Consider the following 17690-nt stretch of genomic DNA (forward strand, 5'->3'; position numbering starts at 1 on the left):
CTTTTGCTTGACCTTTGGCCGCAAGAAATCAAAATCCGATGCCTGAATAGGCATCGGATTTTTTTATGCGTCTGGCTCGGGCACTGGAACTCACCCACAACTTCGTCTCGACTCCCAACTCCCTCGAAGGGTTGGACTCGTTGCTTGATCCATCTCTGGTCGAACAGGCATTGGAGCAGGCCGGTGTAGCCACTTTGCGCAGGCGACGCTTACCTTTGGAAATGATGCTTTGGTGCGTCATCTCCATGGCGTTTTTTCGACGCATGTCGGCGTGGGATGTGGTCAGTCGCATGAACATCATGCTGCCTGGGCAACGTCCGCTGGTCGCGCCCAGCGCCGTAGTCCAAGCCCGTCAGCGGCTGGGCAGCGAGGCCGTACGACAAGTCTTCGATCTGACTCAGAAAAGCTGGCATGAAGCGGCCAGTCATCCGACCTGGGCCGGGTTGCGCTTGCTGGGTGTCGACGGCGTCGTCTGGCGTACGCCCGATACACCGGAAAACCGTGCGCGTTACGACTCCGCCAGCAACCAGCATGGCGATACTGGTTTTCCTCAGGTGCGCATGGTTTGCCAAATGGAATTGACCAGTCACTTACTGATTGGCAGCGCGTTTGACGGCTATCGCAGCAACGAGATGAAACTGGCGGAGCAACTGATCGAAACCACCCCCGATCACTCGCTGACGCTGTTCGATCGCGGCTTTTATTCCTTGGGGTTGCTGCATCAATGGCAGCAAGCAGGCATCGAGCGACATTGGTTGATGCCGCTGAAAAAAGGCTCGCAGTACGAAGTGCTTCAGCGTTTGGGGCGCCACGATGCTGTGGTCTCGTTGAGTACTTCGCCGCAGGCCCGCAAGCAATGGCCTGGATTGCCGGAGCGCCTGACTGCGCGGCTTCTGAGCAAAACCGTCAAGGGCAAGGTTTGTCAGATACTGACGTCGATGGCCGACTCATTACGCTTCCCGTCCGACGAAATCGTCGATCTCTACAGCCAGCGATGGGAGATCGAGTTAGGGTTTAGAGAAATGAAGCAGACCCTGCTGAACAGCAGCTATACGCTGCGCAGCAAGACGCCCGAAATGATTGAGCAGGAACTGTGGGGCGTGTTGTTGGGCTACAACCTGTTGCGTTATCAGATGGTGGAGATGAGCCGCCATTGTCCAGGCATCCATCCATGCTACTGGTACCGCCCGCAAGGCCCGCGCTACATCGTCGTGCAACCACCGCGCGGGATTCGCATTCAATACTTGCCGGATTACGCCCGTGAAGTGTGGGTCGGTGGCGCGCTGCTGTTCCTTGCCGCTGGTTCCTATTACGCCTATCAGGAAGCGACGCAGGATTACGTGGTGGTCGAGCCGCCGGTTCAGCCACAACCGCAGCCGCAATCACAGGGCTACGATGTCGAGGCTTATCCGGCCAACGGTCAGTCGCCGGAGCAGGTGCAACAGGACGGTTACCAGTGCTATCAGTACGCCGTGCAGCAAAGCGGTTTTGACCCGCGCACCGCGACTTACCAGCCGGCGCCCGAAGTGGTTCAGGCCTACCGTCAGGCCCAGGGCAATTGCCTGAGCAGTCGCGGTTATCAGGTGAGTTACTGAATCCGGGTTTGCGCCCGTTCAGCCTTGACCACTTCCTGCGGGTCGGCGTGCACCAGCACTTCGGCCCGTGGGTAGGCTTTGTGGATGGCATCGGCCGCCTGATCGCTGATGCCGTGCGCGACTGACAGGGTCAATTCCCCCGGCAGTTCCAGATGCAACTGCACGAACCAGTGGTTGCCGGAAATCCGCGTGCGCAAGTCATGCGCGCCCAGCACCCCCGGCACGCTGCACGCCAGTTCAAGCATGTGCTGACTGACGTCCGGTGGCAGCTCTTCATCCATCAGCACCGAAAAGCTTTCCCGGGCGATCTGGATCGCGCTCCACAAAATGTACGCGGCAATCCCCAGGCCGAACCATGCGTCCAGTTGTTGCCAGCCGAACCCGGCCAGCACCAGCGCCACCAGAATGCTGCCGTTGAGCAACAGATCGGAGCGGTAATGCAGCGAGTCGGCCCGCACGGCGTTGGAGCCGGTCTGCTTGATCACCCGATGCTGCAAGATCAGCAAAGCCACTGTCAGCAGCAGGGAGAAAATGATCACACCAATGCTGATCCACGGCGCACCGAGCGGTTCAGGTTGCTTGATCCGCTCATAGGCCTGCAAGGCAATCAGCACCGCACTGCCGCCGATGAACAATGCCTGCGCCATGCCGGCCAGGGATTCCGCCTTGCCGTGGCCGTATCGGTGATCGTCATCCGCCGGGCGCAGTGCGTAATGCACCGCCAGCAGATTGAGCAACGAAGCAATGCCATCAAGCGCCGAGTCGGTGAGGCCAGCGAGCATGCTCACCGAACCGCTCAGCCACCAGGCGATGGCTTTGGCGATGATCAGCGTACAGGCCACCGCCACCGAGGCGCGGGTCGCCAGCCGCAGCAGGCGGGCGTGTTCGGGGCTGGAAGTCATGGAGTTAGTGATTCCTTATGCAGCAGGTTGCAGGCCGAACATCGCCAGTTGTTGAGTGCTGCCTTTGTGCTGGATCAGGCGCGGGTCATCCAGTGGGAAATCCCGGCCCAGTTCGCTTTCCAGAATAGCCTGCAACTTGTGGTTATCGACCTGACCATCCGGGCCGATGGCTTGCTTGAGCTTGGCCGGATCGATCTGCGCGGTGTGCCCCGGTTCGAAATAGATCGCCCCCGTGGCGAAGTCGACGGCAAACGCGATCAGGCCGGGAATGACGTAGAACAGCAGGCCCACGGCATCGAGCACGGCAATCGCCGGATCGATCTTGCCGTCGATCTGGCCGCGACGATCCGGGTAGAAAATCGAACCGCACGCGGTGATTTGGGTGAGCAGGGTAGCGACCAGTACACCGCCGATCAGGCGAAAAGGTAAACGCATGGGATAGATCTCCTGAGTCATCTAAAAACGAAGCAGCGTTGTGTGGAATTAAGACCCTGACAAACGCCCGGCAGTTCGCCGTTATACTCGCGCCTCTGTTTGGGAGCCAGCATGATTTCTTTGCCGATCGACGAAGTTTTACCCGCCCTGCGTGAAGCGTTGGCGACACGCCACGAAGCCGTGCTTGAAGCACCGCCCGGCGCCGGTAAAACCACCCGCGTGCCGTTGGCCTTGCTCAATGAAGCGTGGCTGAGCGGGCAAACCATTCTGATGCTGGAGCCGCGCCGTTTGGCCGCGCGCGCCGCAGCGGAACGACTGGCCAGCGAGCTGGGCGAGAAGGTCGGCGAAACCGTTGGTTATCGCATCCGTCTCGACAGCAAGGTCGGCCCCAACACCCGTATCGAAGTGGTCACTGAAGGCATTCTGACCCGCCGGTTGCAGGATGACCCGGCGCTGGACGGCGTGGGTCTGCTGATCTTCGACGAATTCCACGAGCGCAGCCTCGACGCCGACCTGGCGCTGGCCCTGAGTTTGAATGGTCGCGAGCTGTTTCGAGCTGAACAGCCGCTGAAGATTTTGCTGATGTCGGCAACGCTGGAAGGCGAACGCCTGGCCGGGTTGCTTGATGACGCGCCAATCCTGCGCAGCGAAGGACGCATGTACCCGGTGACGATGCGCTGGGGCCGACCGTTTCAGCCCGGCGAATACATTGATCAGCGTGTGACTGCCACCGTCCTTGAAGCCCTGCACGATGAAACCGGCAGCCTGTTGGTGTTCCTGCCGGGGCAGGCGGAAATTCGTCGCGTCCATCAACAACTGGCCGACGCCCTCGGCGAGCGCAGCGACGTGCTGCTCTGCCCGTTGCACGGTGAACTCGACCTCAACGCCCAGCGTGCCGCCATCGACCCGGCTCCGCCCGGCCAGCGCAAAGTGGTGCTGGCGACCAACATTGCCGAGACCAGTTTGACCATCAACGGCGTGCGTGTGGTGATCGATGCCGGGTTGGCACGGGTGCCGCGTTTCGATCCGGGCAGCGGCATGACGCGCCTCGACACGCAACGCATTTCCAAGGCCAGCGCCACGCAACGCGCGGGGCGGGCAGGGCGACTGGAGCCGGGTGTGTGTTATCGCTTGTGGTCGCAGGATCAGCACGAACAACTGGCCGCCTATGGCAGTGCGGAAATTCTCTCGGCGGATCTGGCCAGCCTCGCGCTGCAACTGGGGCGCTGGGGTGTGACGCCGGGCGAATTGGTCTGGCTGGATGTTCCGCCCGCCGCGGCTTATGCACAGGCGCAGGAACTGTTGCAGCGACTCGGCGCACTGGAAGGTGAAGCGCTGACCTCGCACGGTCAGGCCATGGCCGAACTGCCGGCGCATCCGCGTATTGGCCATTTGTTGCTGCGCGGGCAAGCGTTGGGCCTGGCCAATATGGCCTGCGATGTTGCCGCGTTGCTTGGCGAGCGCGATATCTTGCGCGGCGCCGGGGCGGATCTGCACAGCCGTCTGGTGCTGCTGTCCGGTGAAGAGCGTGCGGGCCGTGGCGCTCAGGGCGGTGTGCAACGCGCCCGACAACTGGCGCGACAATATCGTGGTTACTTGCGCGGCAAGGCGAGCGAGCCGGTCAGCGATCCGGATCACCCGCGCTGGCTCGGCGCACTGTTGGCGCTGGCCTATCCGGATCGCGTCGCCCAGCAACGTCGTGCCGGAGGCGCCGAATACCGACTGGCTAACGGTCGCGCCGCGCTGTTCGCCGAGGCCGACAGCCTGATGAAAGAGCCGTGGATCGTCATCGCCGATCTTGGCAGCCGACAAGGCCAGCGCGAGGAACGGATTTATCTGGCGGCGGATTTTGATCCGACGCTGTTCGACTCAGTGCTCGCCGAGCAGGTGCGCAACGTCGATCAACTGGACTGGGACGAGCGCGAAGGCGTGCTGCGCGCCGAGCGTCAGCGCAAGGTCGGTGAGCTGATTCTCAGCCGTGAACCGTTAACCGGTCTCGATGAGGCGGCCCGCAGTCAGGCGCTGGTCAATCTGGTGCGACGAAAAGGCCTGGAACTGCTGCCATGGACGCCCGAGTTGCGCCAATGGCAGGCGCGGGTCGCCCTGTTGCGGCAGTTGGAGCTCAATACTCAGGACGAAAGCCAATGGCCGGATGTCAGCGACGCGACGCTGCTCGACAGCCTCGAAGACTGGCTGATGCCGTATCTGGGCAAGGTCTCGCGACTCAGCCATTTCGCCAACCTGGATCTGTCGAGCATCGTCCGTAATCTGCTGCCCTGGCCGCTGCCGCAACGCCTCGATGAACTGGCCCCGCATCATCTGAGCGTGCCGTCGGGGTCCTCGATTCGTCTGGATTACAGCGAGTTTCCGCCGATTCTCGCGGTGCGTTTGCAGGAGTTGTTCGGGCTGGCCGAAACCCCGCGTATTGCCGGCGGCCGGCAGGTGATCAAGTTGCATCTGCTGTCTCCGGCGCGTCGGCCAGTGCAGGTTACGCAGGATCTGGCCAACTTCTGGCGCAGCACCTATGCCGAGGTGAAGAAGGACCTGAAGGGGCGGTATCCGAAGCACTACTGGCCGGATGATCCGCTGGTGGCTGAGGCGACCGCGCGGGCGAAACCGAGAAAACATTAAGATTTTCAGGTTTCGACGAGTTAACTTAAGACTATTGGAGTTGAAGGGGATGAGCGAATTCAAAGGTACTTTAGGGTTCGGGGGAATTCTGGTAACGCTTAGCGTACTTGTTATCGGAGTTGTATTTTTCATACTGTGTTGGAACTTGTACTTTTTGGCGGGAGAAAAACAGTTCGCAATTTTTTCCGGCACTATGCTCGGCTCACTCTGTGTTTTTCTTTTGGCGCTACCGATGCTTAGTACGAAAATTGAAGATTGGTGTGGGGACGGTTTCAACGACTTCCTGGCCCTTCCGGACAAAGATACGAAAATCACTTACCCAGTGCTTTCACAATTTCTCGGAGAACAAGCTCTGGCCGGTTTTATGGGAAGTGCGATGATGCTAAGCGCGCGCTCTGTGCTGGATCATTTTGGGGTGGGATTTACCGGTTTTTATTGTTTCGCGATTTTGATGATCGCACTTTCCGTCGCCACCATCTCACTGGTGCGGTTTATCCTTCATTTTGTTAAATTCCGGTGGCGCTACTACGTGCCTGCTTCGCTCATTTCATTACTGACTATGCTTTGTGCATTGGCAGTTGGTTTGAAGTCGGTGACGCCCTAGCGATGCTTTAGCTTCATTTGTCCCCGGCAATGGTTGAATCATAATGGTGCTTTTTTATCAGTGCTCATTACAGCCTTGCCGGCGTCTGTCCTGAGCCGATGATATTTTCGACGAAATTCGTAAACGTACACCTAAAAAGCTGCATTTTCCGTCCCCAACGTAGATTCTGAATTCGTCGAGCCAACGATTTTCGCCGCGAGGCTGGCTAGGTCTGGCACGTTAATATCTGCAAGGAGCAAAAAATGATCAATCAAGCACAGCGAGCTTTCCACGCTTGGAATCACCTCGCTACCTATGCGACTGAGCGAAAAACTGTTAGCTACGGGACTCTCGGAGCAGCGATAGGTATCCACCATCGTCCAATCAGATATGTACTCGAGATCATACAACAGCACTGTATTACGGAATGTCTGCCCCCACTCACCATTCTCGCCACAGACCGGAACGGTAGAATTGGCCGGGGGTTTTTCGCCTTTGATCTTGAACGATTGGCTGAGGGGCTTGAAACCGTATACAACTTTCCATGGAGAACAATCGAAAATCCTTTCTCTTTCGCAGCAGATGGGCTGCGCTACGAAGCAGTTGTTTCCGAACTGGCGACCACTCCCAGTAGTGCGGGTGATGTAATGCGCTTGGTCAAATCGAGAGGTATGGGCCAAGTGATGTTCCGGGATGCGCTACTCAAATGTTACGGGCACAGATGCGCATTCACCGGTATGTCGTTCAGCGAGGCTCTTCAGGCTTGCCATATTGTCCCTTGGTCAACCTGTTCACCCGAGCAACGTCTGGATGTCCGCAACGGAATTCTACTGAATAGCCTCCATCATGCGCTCTTCGATAAAGGTTGGATTACGATTGATCTTGAGCATCGTATTCAATTTTCTGATCCAGAGATGCACATTGAGCCCTATAACGATTTTGACAAGAGAATTTCGGTCGATTTGCACGGTAAGAAGATGCGTCTTCCTGAAGACCCTGCTCTGGCACCGTCGACTGAATTCATTCAGAAACATCACGCGGATCAAGGCTGGGATCTGTAAGCAGGCGATAAAAAGACTGCTTAATCTGATCAAGTCGTGTCGTCTTTGTAGTGGTCAACTAATCCCGGACACGACGTTAAGTTTTTTCTCGGCCTGAGCTGGGGCCAGTCCGTTGTTGAATTGGTGCGGTCTAATCCAGTTGTACCGATGCATCAGGTAATGACTGATGTCGCGGTGCGCTTCTTGAGCTGTCATGTAGCCCACGGTCGGTATCCATTCAGTTTTCAAGCTGCGAAACACACGCTCCATCGGCGCGTTATCCCAGCAGTTTCCACGACGGCTCATGCTTTGGCGCATGCGGTAACGCCAGAGCCGTTGGCGAAACTGGCGACTGCCATATTGCGAGCCCTGATCCGAGTGAAACAGAAGCCCTTGAGGCCTGCCACGCTGTTCGTAAGCCATGTCCAACGCCTTGATGACCAGATCCGCATCCGGCTTGTTCGACAGCGCCCAGCCCACCACTCGGCGCGCGTAAAGATCCATAACGACAGCCAGGTAATGCCATTTCCCTTGAGCCCAGATGTAGGTGATGTCGCCACACCAGACCTGATTCGGCGCCGGCACATCAAACTCTCGATTCAATATGTTCGGAATGTCAGGCCGCTCAACCGTCGCTTGTTTGTAGGCATGTGATCCAGGTTGTTTACTGACCAACTCCAGTTCCCGCATCAGGCCTCGCACCTTGAACCGCCCAATTTGCTCGCCGTCTTCCTGCATCATCGACACGATGCTGCGGCTACCGGCGGCGCTTCGACTTTGCGTAAACAGTTCGTTAACCAGGCTGCGCAACCGAAGCCGCTCAACGTCTGGAGTTCGGCGCCTGAGACGATGGGCGTAGTAACACGAACGAGTGACGTCAAAGACTGCGCAAAGCCAATCAACCGGCTCTTGGGGGCTCAGTTGATCAATCAGCGCGTGCGCTCGTGCTCTTCCGACATCAAGAGCGCGGTAGCCTTTTTTAAAATGGATTTCTCCCGCTCAAGTCGAGCGATTCGAGCTTCCAATTCCTGGATTTTCTGTTGCTCTGGCGTCAGCGCTTTACTCTGCGGAGTAACGCCAGTGCGCTCCTGCTGAAGCTGATTAACCCAGCGGCGCAACGCGGACTCAACCACACCAAGCGAGCGGCTGGCTTCGATATGGCTATAGCCTTGATCGAGCACGAGGCCTGCGGCCTCGCGTTTGAATTCAGCGGAAAAAGAACGACGTTGTTTGGTCATCAGACACCTCTATCTGGCGAGCATTCTCGCCTAAATGGGTGTCCGGTTTCATTAGACCACTACAATGCAAGTGAACAGCTTTGGGTTCAGCGGCATCAATGGGCCAAGAGCCAAAGCGTGCCGGCTAAGGTGACACGAGCGCTATCACGCCAAGCGCTTGACCATTTCAAAAAAATTCTTTTCCAGTGGTTCGAAGAGGATGCCGCTGGGCAACAGAGCGCCTCAGACAGCCTGTTGGCATTGATAAGCGCGAACCTTTCCGCCAATCGCGTCCTGCTCGAATTCGCAGCTAAGGAAGCCCGAGGTCGCGAAGCAGCAGGTTTGGCGATCGGGATTTTGGGCCAACTCAATAAGTTGGGAATAACTGAAGTTCCAGTGGAAATGGATAACCTTTGCCCTCGCGACGCAATACTTCAACTTAAAGATGGCTTGACCAATTGGTTTGGTCCAAAGGGAAGACTCGTTGGTCCAGACTCAGAATTTAAACGGCCAATGAATCATTCGGACATTGACCTCGCCGTGAGATGGAGTGCACAGCTACAAGAAATGTACATCCATACCCGCGGGCAGCGAGGTGGACCAGAGGAGGCTAGGGAAACTCTGAAGAAGACTTCCTGATTTTGGCAAAATACCGGGACTCCACCCGCCGAGCTTTCCGATGAAACAGATGACCTTCGCTGACGCCGAGTACGCAGGCAAGCGTAAGCAGACCCGCAAAGAGTTGTTCTTGATCGACATGGATCAGGTGGTGCCGTGGAACGGCTTGATCAAACTGATCGAGCCGTTCTACCCGAAGGGTGAAGGCGGTCGTCCGGCTTATCCGTTGATGACGATGCTGCGTGTACATTTGATGCAGAACTGGTTCGGTTACAGCGATCCAGCGATGGAGGAAGCGCTGTACGAGACCACCATCCTGCGGCAGTTCGCCGGGCTGAATCTGGAGCGTATTCCCGACGAAACCACCATCCTCAACTTCCGCCGACTGCTGGAGAAACACGAGCTGGCTGCCGGCATCCTGGCCGTGATCAATGGCTATCTGGGTGACCGAGGGTTGTCGTTGCGCCAAGGCACCATTGTCGATGCCACGCTGATCAATGCGCCCAGCTCGACCAAGAACAAGGACGGTAAACGCGATCCAGAAATGCACCAAACCAAGAAGGGCAACCAGTACTATTTCGGCATGAAAGCGCACATCGGTGTGGATGACGAGTCAGGTCTGGTGCACCGCGTGGTGGGCACAGCCGCCAACGTGGCGGATGTCACTCAGGTGGACAAATTGCTGCACGGTGCGGAGAACGTGGTCTGCGCCGATGCCGGTTATACCGGCGTCGAGAAACGTACCGAGCATGATGGGCGCGAGGTGATCTGGCAGATCGCGGCACGCCGCAGTACTTACAAAAAGCTGGGTAAGCGTAGCGCTCTATACAAAGCCAAGCGCAAGATCGAGAAGGCCAAGGCCCAGGTGCGCGCCAAAGTCGAGCACCCGTTTCGGGTGGTCAAGCGCCAGTTCGGTTTTGTGAAAACGCGCTTCCGTGGCCTGGCCAAAAACACCGCGCAACTGGTGACGCTATTCGCGCTGTCGAATCTGTGGATGGCACGCCGACATTTACTGACGAGTACAGGAGAGGTGCGCCTGTAATGTGGGAAATGACCGTTGCGAGGTGCTCGCGGCGGCTAAAAGCGCAGAAATACGCGGATGATCTGATCGTTTTGGTCGATTCGCCGTTTTCAAAATCAGCGGAGGCTGAAGTCAGCCAGAAAAGCGTGACTACTTCAGACCATCCCTAGAGACAACCACGGTAAATCTCCTCATCTCTTCATTTTTGCATTGACCTTGGTTGGAGCTTTTTATAACAGCGTAAAAACAGATAATGAATTCAAAGGAAAAAGTAATTCCAGCTATGCGGTTTTCCCTGGGCGAAAGCTGATTTCAATTGGAGCAAGCCATGCCCCACCACCACACGCTGCGGAGTTATTAATGCAAGCGTACGGGCAGATTTTCTTCGGCAATCAGGATTGGGACATTCTTGCCAGCAGAGTAAGGGAGCATGCCGAAACGGCAAGCATAAAGCGCGCGCACATAGAACAGTTAGTACGTTTCGCAACCAAAGGCCGACCATCCAGCAGCCTGCTTGGACTCAGCAGGAGGTTGACTGAGATACAGAGCCAATTCCTCCCAATTGATTCGGATCTTTGAGCGGGGATCGGAAGACTTTTCGGATTCTACGATTCAGTCCGCGGTTTTAGTCGTCAACTGCTCGCGGAAATGGTCCGTGAACAAACTGTTCCGGTTTGGTTAGTCGTTCACGCGGAACTCGATTTAACCCGTGCTCACCTTGCGCGCAAGCTCTGCCTCTCTTGAACTTCAATGTGTGGATGACTACGGCGCAGCGGGTAGCAGGAACCGCGCAATCACTGGCAAATGATCGGAAATGCGCAACGTATCGTCCTGTCGCACCCGCGCTTCTAGGCGTTTGATCTTCGGGCTGTAGAACAGATAGTCGACCGTGCGATCCGGGCCACTGAGGCCGGGGTCGTTGGGGTAGTGGGTCAGCCACTGCGCACGGTCGATGCCGCTGGCCTCTTTGTTGGTCGGGACCATCGGGTATTTGTCCCACAGCAGGTGCAACTCGCTGTCGGCGGCGTAGGGCGTGCGCTGCTCGGGGGGCAAGCGGCGGTATTGACCGAGCGGTAACAGATTGAAGTCGCCACCGATCAGCCAAGGCAGACCCTGGCTTTCATACTTGTCGAGCACCTTGGCCACTGCCGTCACTTGCGCCTGTAAAGTCGCATCCGGTTGGCTGGCGCGTTCCAGGTGGGTGTTGAACACGGTCAGTTGGCCGCCATCGCTGAGCGGCAGTTTGGTGGCGAGCAGGGCGTCTTTGGGCTGGAACAGGCGGCTGATGAAATTGCCTGGAGCTACTGGCAATTGCAGGCGTTCGGCATGTTCGATGCGATAGCGGCTCAGCGTCGCCAGTTGCCGGCCAACGCTGCCGAAGATGTGCGGTTCAGGGACGAAATCGGCTTTCCAGTCAAAGGCGCTGGCGCTGCACGGATACAGATCGGCGACCCGTTCCTGCAGCAGTTTGAGCTGATCCTGATAGTCGCTGGCCTTGGCGCCGTCATCCAGCTCCTGCAACAACACCAAGTCGGGCTGCTCATCGCGGATCACCCGCGCCACTTCATCGAGACTGAAGGCCATGTCTTCCAGGGTTGGCGCTTCATCGTCGCCCCGGGCCAGGTCATTCCAGAATACGTATCGCTTGCCGGCCAGGGATTGCACGTTCCAGGTCATGACTTTCAGCGCCTGCCCGGGCACCAGTGCCGGCGGGGTGCCGGTGCAACTGACTGGCAGGGTTTCTCGAGCGTCGGGGCGCCAGGTCAGGCCGAACATCAGCCCGCCGATCAGGACGATGGCGAGCACAACAAGCAACAGGGTGTAGCGCAGTAGACGGGTCATGGCTCGGCTTATAGCGTTACAGAAAGTGGTCCCGAGCATACCTGAGAGGGAGTCTTAAACCTAAGGCCAGAGCAGTCAGACCGCTCTGTCTCTTTTGTCAGGCAATTCGCTGATCAGCATGAACAAGCGAAACAGCACTACACTGGTGAACAGTTGCAGGAAGCTGTGGGCACTGTCGATCAGCACGGCGATGGCCGGGTTTTGCGGTTCGGGGTAGACCGCCAGCGTTGCGCCTTTGAGCAACCACAAGGGCGTCATCACGCAAAGAATACACAGCAGAATCCGCCAGAAATGCCCACGGGTCAGGCGCAGGCTTTCCTTCATCGCGTGCAACGGATTGAGGCCGCGCAGCACCAGCAGGTATTCGCCGAACGCCAGCATCACCATCAGGATCAGACCTGGCAGGAAATACAGTGAAAGCCCCAACAGGATCAGCAGCGTGTTCAGCGCCGTGAGCAGGGCGAAGCGTGGCCAGAGGCGCGCGGACATCGCCAGCAGGTCAAGCGTACGCGGGGCCTCGCCGCGGGTGCGCGCGTCGAGAAACAGGATCAGCGCGGCGGTGTACAGCGGATAGACCAGCAAACCGACGATCACACTGCTGGCGGAAAAACTGTCCGGGTCGCTGGCGTGATCCACCACTTGTTGCAGCAGTGCTTCGACGATCACCAGCGGCAGGCACAACTGCACGATGCTGGCCAAATGGCGTTTGAAAAAATACAGAGAGTCACGCAGCACTTCGAAGGCATTCATCAGTCGGTATCGCAGGTCGAAAACAGTGGCTCACTTTAACCGATGATTCGCGACCGGACACAAACGTAAACATTCGGTAAAGGTCGTTGAAACATCCTGTCACTGTCTCCATTACAGGAAAGCACCTTGTCCAGTGTGGACGAGGGCAATGTTATCCCCGGCAATCTACGAGGTCGCCATGAACAGCGAAGAGCAAACCCTGATCGATGGACTGTTTTCCCGGCTGCAACAGGCCGAAACGGAGGCAGCCCCGCGCGACGCCCAGGCCGAGACGCGGATCAAGGAACACCTGACGCGCCAACCGGCGGCAGGTTATTTCATGACCCAGGCGATCCTGGTGCAAGAGGCGGCGCTCAAGAGCATCGACGAACAGAACAAGCAGTTGACCCAGCAAGTCCAGCGTTTGCAGGCTGAGCTGCAATCGGCCAAGGCGCAGAGTGCGGCGCCGGCACCAAGCGCAGGCGGTAATTTCCTGTCGAGCATCTTTGGCGGCGGCACTTCGCGCCCGGCGTCGACCCCAAGTGCCCCGGCATCGACCGGCGGCTGGCGTGAGCCGGCCCCGCAGCCGAACTTCAATGCCCCTGCGCCACAACAGAATTTCGGCGCGCCGCCACCTAACTACGCGCAACAGGCCGCGCCGGCAGCGGGCAGCAGCTTCCTCGGTGGCGCCTTGAAAACGGCTGCCGGTGTGGCGGGTGGCGTGATGCTGGCGCAGGGCATCAGCAGCCTGTTCCATCACAATCAGCAGCCAGAAGAAATCGTTGAAGTGATCAAGGAAGAGCCGGCGCAGGTTGCAGACCAGAGCAACAACGGCTGGGGCGATGACCAGCGCATGGCCGGTAACGATCAGGGTGGCGTTACCGATGCCGACTACGGCGATGACAACTCATCGTTCTTCGATGACGACAATTCCTTTGTCTGATTCACCATTCGTCCGGAGCCCTTGAGGGCTCCGGGCCGATTATTCGCGTCACCTTCCTTGAGGCTGGCATACTGAGCGCCTTTTTCGGGCCCAGCGCCTGATCCCGCTTCGTGCGCTCGCGCGCTCACAGGAACTCCGGTGAAAAAAATCGCAGTGTTCGCCGACGTGCAGAACCTCTACTACACCGTGCGTCAGGCCTATGGTTGCCACTTCAACTACGCCGCGCTGTGGGCAGACATCAGCAAGGACGGGCAGATCGTCGAGGCCTACGCCTACGCGATCGACCGTGGTGACAGCAAGCAGCAGCAGTTCCAGCAGATCCTGCGCAACCTCGGCTTCACCGTGAAGCTCAAGCCCTACATCCAGCGCAGCGACGGCTCGGCCAAGGGCGACTGGGACGTAGGCATCACCCTCGACATCATGGACGCCGCCGACCACGTCGACGAAATCGTCCTGGCTTCCGGTGACGGCGATTTCGACATGCTGCTCGAGCGCATCATCAACAAGCACGGCGTGCAAGCGGTGGCCTACGGCGTCCCCGGCCTGACCGCCAACTCGTTGATCCGCGCCGCCAGTCGTTACGTGCCGATCGAAGGCGCGCTGCTGCTGAAGAATTGAGCGGCTACTGAAGAATTGATTTGAACGGAGTTGAACCCGGTTTGGAACGCATTGCAGTCATCGACTTTGAAACCACCGGCCTCTCGCCGAACAGCAGCTGCCGCGCCACGGAAATCGCCGTGGTCATGCTGGAAAACGGCCGCATCGTCGAGCGTTACCAGAGCCTGATGAACGCCGGCGTCCGCGTCCCCGCGTTCATCGAACAACTGACCGGTATCAGCAACGCCATGCTGCGCACCGCGCCGTCGGCGGAAAAAGTGATGGAGGAGGTCAACGAATTCGTCGGCTGCACGCCTCTAGTCGCGCATAACGCTTCGTTCGACCAGAAGTTCTGGGATTTTGAACTGGGGCGGATCAAGCGCACTCGTCTTCAGAATTTTGCCTGCTCGCTGCTCTTGGCCCGCCGGTTGATGCCGGCGGCGCCGAATCACAAGCTTGGCACCCTGACCACGTTTGCTCGCCTGCCGCACACTGGCCAGGCGCACAGAGCGATGGCGGATGCGGAGATGGCTGCTAACTTGATGGCGCATTTGGCTGAAGAGTTGCGCAGCAAGCACGGCGTGCGCGAGCTGTCGCACGACCTGCTGTGCAAATTGCAGAAAGTCCCTGCCACCAAAGTCACGGAACACTTGCAGCGCTTTCGCTGATCTTGAATCAACAGAAAATCCTTTGTAGAGCTGTTGAATGAAATGAGGCTGCGATTTTTTGATCATTTTTCAAACCGATACAGACAGAATATCGCCGCTTTGTTTGAGATTGATTCGAGATTGATTCGAGATTGATTCAGAAAGGGATATCGTCGACAAATGGGTCATAAGTAGGCTCTACGGCCTTAAAATTGATCACTGCATCTGTCAGCTCTTCGCTCCAGTCTTTCCAAGGCAATACATTTACAGCATCGTAAAATCTCACGTCACCTTTTTGTATCTTTTCCGTAAAAAGTATATCGAAGCCAAAGGGGAGGTCCTCGGATAAGTGAGTCATGCTTGATAGAATGTATCTGATTACGTAGTCCTCCTTTTCCACATTGTCGGAGTGCAGGCTGTCGGAGATTGCTCTAAGCGCTTCCCCTTTAAGCGATATTTTTGGAAGTATTGAGATAATCCACGTTCCCAAGGAGCCATCTCGTACACGATTTAATTTTGCGTCGTATTTTCCATCTTTGATTGATCTGATTAGGCGATTTTCGATCCGCAGACGCGCGGTCTCTTGTAGGTGTTCCCAACATTTGCTGCCTAGAGATCCAATGATAATTCTTAAAGTTGCTTCATCGTCTGCAGTTTTTAACTCTTCTGAAATCACCTCGTGTACTTGGTTGATTTCATCCGGTGAAAGTTTCGAGATCAGTGCGTTAAAGAAATAGCGAAGATGCTCGATTTTGCCTGCGGTTTTTGCTCTGTATACGTCGAGAAAAGTTTCTAGTCGTTGATTTATAGGTATGTCATCGACTAATAATTCAGCATAACGAATTTGTGGTACGAAGTCTGGATCAAGTATGCGTTTAAGGTAGTCTTCTCTAGAGAATTGAGATTTTGCTAGATCTAGTTGGCGAACGATGTATCCGATAAATATAATTATGATTTGTGCGTCTTCCTCCGTGTCCGATATTTTTTCATGGCTTCGTGGATTTCTAAAGGTTTGATAAATTCCTCGAAGTGTTTGCTCCATTCCTTTTTGTATGTTTCGCTCTGACTCGGTTTGAAGTTTGTTTAATTTTATTTTGGGTGATGCTCCTCCAAATGCACTGCCGATAAGTGGTGCTCCATCACCTTCCAATCCTGATTTTTTGCGGATAAGATCACTTAGGTAATGGAAGGCGTCTAAGATTGCGCCAGTAAAATTCCTTTTTTCATAATTTGTTCTTGTTAATGTCCAAGGCTCGGTTGGGATTTTGGTTTCAAGATTCAAATTACTCTCCTTGTGGTTTTAATTTCGCGCTAGCGTTTGAACGTTCTGCGCAATTTAGCTAAAGATTCCAGGGTTCGGTCAAATACTGCGTTTTATCGTTGGTTTAAAGGTATCCGCTGTTTTTCTTGCCGTCCATTGTAGTCTCCGAGGTTCGTGTATTTATGTTGATTTTAGTGTTTAACGCTACGGCATGGTTGAGCGATTGATCCTACTGAATAATAGGCAGCATCTGTCTTGCAGCCCCTTTCCTAGGCCACTAACCTCTCGACATCTGCAAATTCAGCGATCGGGACTGCAAGCCCGCCGATAATTTGTTAGGCACTGAACGGTGCACCTATAATCGCGTCGATCTTTTGGCGACCAACGATTTATGGTGGCTGTGTGCGGGAGACCTTCGGGTCTGCCGAGGTTGCCTAACGACTCGGTCTTGCAGACCCGCTCACAGCCGCCACCCATCATCTGCAAGTGATGCTGGCGGCTCCAACATTCGTTAGGTAATTTGCCATGATTGAAGTAACTCCCAACGCTCCAAAAAACTCCGGCTCGTCATTCAGTCGTGAGTCACTCGTAAACCCCCAAACCTTCATCCGCCATCACATACAGCTGCAAGCCGCTTTGGTACATGGCGAAGCCTGGTTTTGTGCCCGTGATTTTGGTCGTCTCATGGGGTTGGAAATCAATGGGCGACAAGTTCTGAAGCTTGATGAAGATCAGCGGCGGATACTGTATCTATCGGGAAGCGATGGTGTTCAAGAGACCTTGATGTTGAGCGAGTCCGGCGTTTACGCAATGCTGGTTTACCACTACTCCCCGGAGAACCGTCATTTGCGTCGTTGGCTGACCCATGAAGTCGTGCCGATGCTTCGTCAGGGCTCGGAGTCAGTTTCAGATCCGCATCTGCGTTTGATGATGTGCGCAGGGGAAACGTTGAGACTTCTGCATTGGCGCAATGAGCCATGGATGCGCATGCGAGATATGCCGCACTTGCTGACTCAGGAAAGTCGTAGCTAAGGTTGAAGGCTTCTCGCTAGCGGACTTACTCGCGAATGCGGTGTGTCATCCAGAAAGGTGTTGTCTGACACTCCCTCTTCGCGGGCAAGCCCGCTCCCACAGTGGACATCATTGCCTCAAGACTTGCCGTTGCCTTCGATGTGCCCCAGCGGCACGCGCTTTTCGATGGCGCTCGACAACACAATCGACGTCTTGCTGAACCCGAACTTCGCCACTCGATTGATCAACTCTTCCAGCTCCGTCATCGAGCCCACCGCGCCCTTCATCATCACGCACGGATCGCCCGTCACTCGAAAGCACTCGGTGAGTTGCGGGATTTTCACCAATTCGTCGTAAACCTTTTGACTGCCGTTCTGATGCAGGCGCAGTTCGATCATGCACTGGATCGGCAGACCGATTTTCGACAAGTCGATTTTCGCCTCGTACCCGGTGATCACCCCGGATGTTTCAAGCTTGGCAACGCGTTCGGCGACGGCGGGGGCGGAGAGGTTCACTTTGCGCGCCAGGTCGGCGTAGGACGCTCGGCCGTTTTCCAACAGGGCGCTGAGCAGCATGCGGTCGTATTTGTCCAAGGTCAGACTCCTGAAATGGGCAGAC

At 56.3% G+C, this 17690-nt stretch carries 16 protein-coding genes and 2 pseudogenes; 11 read left to right on the forward strand and 7 right to left on the reverse strand.

Annotated elements, in window-relative coordinates; genetic code table 11:
• Positions 1 to 65 precede the first annotated feature (65 nt).
• Both ATI02_RS19905 and ATI02_RS32310 read left to right on the forward strand, forming a co-directional pair.
• Positions 66 to 1124 (forward strand): annotated as a pseudogene (locus tag ATI02_RS19905) (IS4 family transposase); the annotation flags it as partial.
• A gap of 51 nt (positions 1125 to 1175) precedes the next feature.
• A pseudogene (locus ATI02_RS32310) lies at positions 1176 to 1595 on the forward strand (DUF6515 family protein); the annotation flags it as partial.
• Here ATI02_RS32310 and ATI02_RS19910 read toward each other — a convergent pair.
• Both ATI02_RS19910 and ATI02_RS19915 read right to left on the reverse strand, forming a co-directional pair.
• Complete coding sequence (locus tag ATI02_RS19910; protein WP_100847128.1) at positions 1589 to 2497, reverse strand: cation diffusion facilitator family transporter; 909 nt, start codon at positions 2495 to 2497, stop codon at positions 1589 to 1591. The pseudogene ATI02_RS32310 and the gene ATI02_RS19910 overlap by 7 nt on opposite strands.
• Positions 2498 to 2512: 15 nt before the next feature.
• Complete coding sequence (locus ATI02_RS19915; protein ID WP_007909665.1) at positions 2513 to 2932, reverse strand: periplasmic Zn2+ metallochaperone PmcY; 420 nt, start codon at positions 2930 to 2932, stop codon at positions 2513 to 2515.
• A gap of 111 nt (positions 2933 to 3043) precedes the next feature.
• Between ATI02_RS19915 and hrpB the strand changes: the two genes are divergently transcribed.
• The 3 genes from hrpB (at position 3044) to ATI02_RS19930 (ending at position 7207) form a co-directional block, all read left to right on the forward strand.
• The gene (gene hrpB / locus ATI02_RS19920; RefSeq protein WP_100847129.1) at positions 3044 to 5563 is read left to right on the forward strand and encodes an ATP-dependent helicase HrpB; all 2520 of its coding nucleotides are present in this window, start codon (positions 3044 to 3046) and stop codon (positions 5561 to 5563) included.
• A gap of 49 nt (positions 5564 to 5612) precedes the next feature.
• The gene (locus ATI02_RS19925; protein WP_100847130.1) at positions 5613 to 6167 is read left to right on the forward strand and encodes a hypothetical protein; all 555 of its coding nucleotides are present in this window, start codon (positions 5613 to 5615) and stop codon (positions 6165 to 6167) included.
• A 242-nt stretch (positions 6168 to 6409) separates the two neighbouring features.
• Positions 6410 to 7207, forward strand: a complete 798-nt coding sequence (locus tag ATI02_RS19930; RefSeq protein WP_100847131.1) for an HNH endonuclease — start codon at positions 6410 to 6412, stop codon at positions 7205 to 7207.
• Positions 7208 to 7261: 54 nt separating this feature from the next.
• Here the strand turns inward: ATI02_RS19930 and ATI02_RS19935 are convergent.
• Positions 7262 to 8424 (reverse strand): IS3 family transposase gene (locus ATI02_RS19935; RefSeq protein WP_100846148.1). Its coding sequence is split into 2 segments (ribosomal slippage): positions 7262 to 8169 and positions 8169 to 8424, totalling 1164 coding nucleotides; the frame shifts between segments, so codons are not numbered across the junction.
• 117 nt (positions 8425 to 8541) lie between these two features.
• Between ATI02_RS19935 and ATI02_RS19940 the strand changes: the two genes are divergently transcribed.
• Together ATI02_RS19940 and ATI02_RS19945 are read left to right on the forward strand one after the other, a co-directional pair.
• Positions 8542 to 9042 carry a hypothetical protein gene (locus ATI02_RS19940; protein ID WP_100847132.1) on the forward strand — a complete coding sequence of 167 codons (501 nt, stop codon included), beginning with the start codon at positions 8542 to 8544 and terminating at the stop codon, positions 9040 to 9042.
• A gap of 40 nt (positions 9043 to 9082) precedes the next feature.
• The gene (locus ATI02_RS19945; protein ID WP_100845114.1) at positions 9083 to 10063 is read left to right on the forward strand and encodes an IS5 family transposase; all 981 of its coding nucleotides are present in this window, start codon (positions 9083 to 9085) and stop codon (positions 10061 to 10063) included.
• A 741-nt stretch (positions 10064 to 10804) separates the two neighbouring features.
• Here ATI02_RS19945 and ATI02_RS19955 read toward each other — a convergent pair.
• Together ATI02_RS19955 and ATI02_RS19960 are read right to left on the reverse strand one after the other, a co-directional pair.
• Positions 10805 to 11884, reverse strand: a complete 1080-nt coding sequence (locus ATI02_RS19955; protein WP_100847134.1) for an endonuclease/exonuclease/phosphatase family protein — start codon at positions 11882 to 11884, stop codon at positions 10805 to 10807.
• Between the two features lie 75 nt (positions 11885 to 11959).
• A complete protein-coding gene (locus ATI02_RS19960; protein WP_095190313.1) occupies positions 11960 to 12634 on the reverse strand; it encodes a YciC family protein in 675 nt (224 codons plus the stop codon).
• A gap of 178 nt (positions 12635 to 12812) precedes the next feature.
• Here ATI02_RS19960 and ATI02_RS19965 point away from each other — a divergent pair, with 178 nt between their 5' ends.
• The 3 genes from ATI02_RS19965 to ATI02_RS19975 all read left to right on the forward strand — a co-directional run bounded on the left by ATI02_RS19965 (position 12813) and on the right by ATI02_RS19975 (position 14821).
• A complete protein-coding gene (locus ATI02_RS19965; protein ID WP_100848480.1) occupies positions 12813 to 13556 on the forward strand; it encodes a DUF2076 domain-containing protein in 744 nt (247 codons plus the stop codon).
• A 138-nt stretch (positions 13557 to 13694) separates the two neighbouring features.
• Positions 13695 to 14174, forward strand: coding sequence for a LabA-like NYN domain-containing protein (locus tag ATI02_RS19970; RefSeq protein WP_003228475.1), 480 nt, complete (start codon positions 13695 to 13697; stop codon positions 14172 to 14174).
• Between the two features lie 41 nt (positions 14175 to 14215).
• Entirely contained in the window at positions 14216 to 14821 is a 606-nt protein-coding gene (locus ATI02_RS19975; protein WP_100847135.1) for a 3'-5' exonuclease, read from the forward strand.
• A gap of 136 nt (positions 14822 to 14957) precedes the next feature.
• Here the strand turns inward: ATI02_RS19975 and ATI02_RS19980 are convergent, their stop codons facing one another.
• Entirely contained in the window at positions 14958 to 16082 is a 1125-nt protein-coding gene (locus tag ATI02_RS19980; RefSeq protein ID WP_100847136.1) for a TIGR02391 family protein, read from the reverse strand.
• 504 nt (positions 16083 to 16586) lie between these two features.
• On the opposite strand from ATI02_RS19980, the gene ATI02_RS19985 reads away from it, so the two are divergent.
• Positions 16587 to 17093, forward strand: a complete 507-nt coding sequence (locus ATI02_RS19985; protein WP_095190317.1) for a BRO-N domain-containing protein — start codon at positions 16587 to 16589, stop codon at positions 17091 to 17093.
• A 116-nt stretch (positions 17094 to 17209) separates the two neighbouring features.
• Here ATI02_RS19985 and ATI02_RS19990 read toward each other — a convergent pair whose 3' ends face one another.
• Positions 17210 to 17665, reverse strand: a complete 456-nt coding sequence (locus ATI02_RS19990; protein WP_095190318.1) for an Lrp/AsnC family transcriptional regulator — start codon at positions 17663 to 17665, stop codon at positions 17210 to 17212.
• Positions 17666 to 17690: the final 25 nt, after the last annotated feature.

Source organism: Pseudomonas baetica (assembly GCF_002813455.1).
GTDB classification, from domain to species: domain Bacteria; phylum Pseudomonadota; class Gammaproteobacteria; order Pseudomonadales; family Pseudomonadaceae; genus Aquipseudomonas; species Aquipseudomonas baetica.

Bases quoted from the DNA above. Each gene is read 5' to 3' on its own strand.
- ATI02_RS19925 (WP_100847130.1), top strand. From the start codon at position 5,613: ATGAGCGAATTCAAAGGTACTTTAGGGTTCGGGGGAATTCTGGTAACG.
- ATI02_RS19965 (WP_100848480.1), top strand. From the start codon at position 12,813: ATGAACAGCGAAGAGCAAACCCTGATCGATGGACTGTTTTCCCGGCTG.
- ATI02_RS19910 (WP_100847128.1), bottom strand. From the start codon at position 2,497: ATGACTTCCAGCCCCGAACACGCCCGCCTGCTGCGGCTGGCGACCCGC.
- ATI02_RS19985 (WP_095190317.1), top strand. From the start codon at position 16,587: ATGATTGAAGTAACTCCCAACGCTCCAAAAAACTCCGGCTCGTCATTC.
- ATI02_RS19960 (WP_095190313.1), bottom strand. From the start codon at position 12,634: ATGAATGCCTTCGAAGTGCTGCGTGACTCTCTGTATTTTTTCAAACGC.
- ATI02_RS19930 (WP_100847131.1), top strand. From the start codon at position 6,410: ATGATCAATCAAGCACAGCGAGCTTTCCACGCTTGGAATCACCTCGCT.
- ATI02_RS19945 (WP_100845114.1), top strand. From the start codon at position 9,083: ATGAAACAGATGACCTTCGCTGACGCCGAGTACGCAGGCAAGCGTAAG.
- hrpB (WP_100847129.1), top strand. From the start codon at position 3,044: ATGATTTCTTTGCCGATCGACGAAGTTTTACCCGCCCTGCGTGAAGCG.
- ATI02_RS19955 (WP_100847134.1), bottom strand. From the start codon at position 11,884: ATGACCCGTCTACTGCGCTACACCCTGTTGCTTGTTGTGCTCGCCATC.
- ATI02_RS19915 (WP_007909665.1), bottom strand. From the start codon at position 2,932: ATGCGTTTACCTTTTCGCCTGATCGGCGGTGTACTGGTCGCTACCCTG.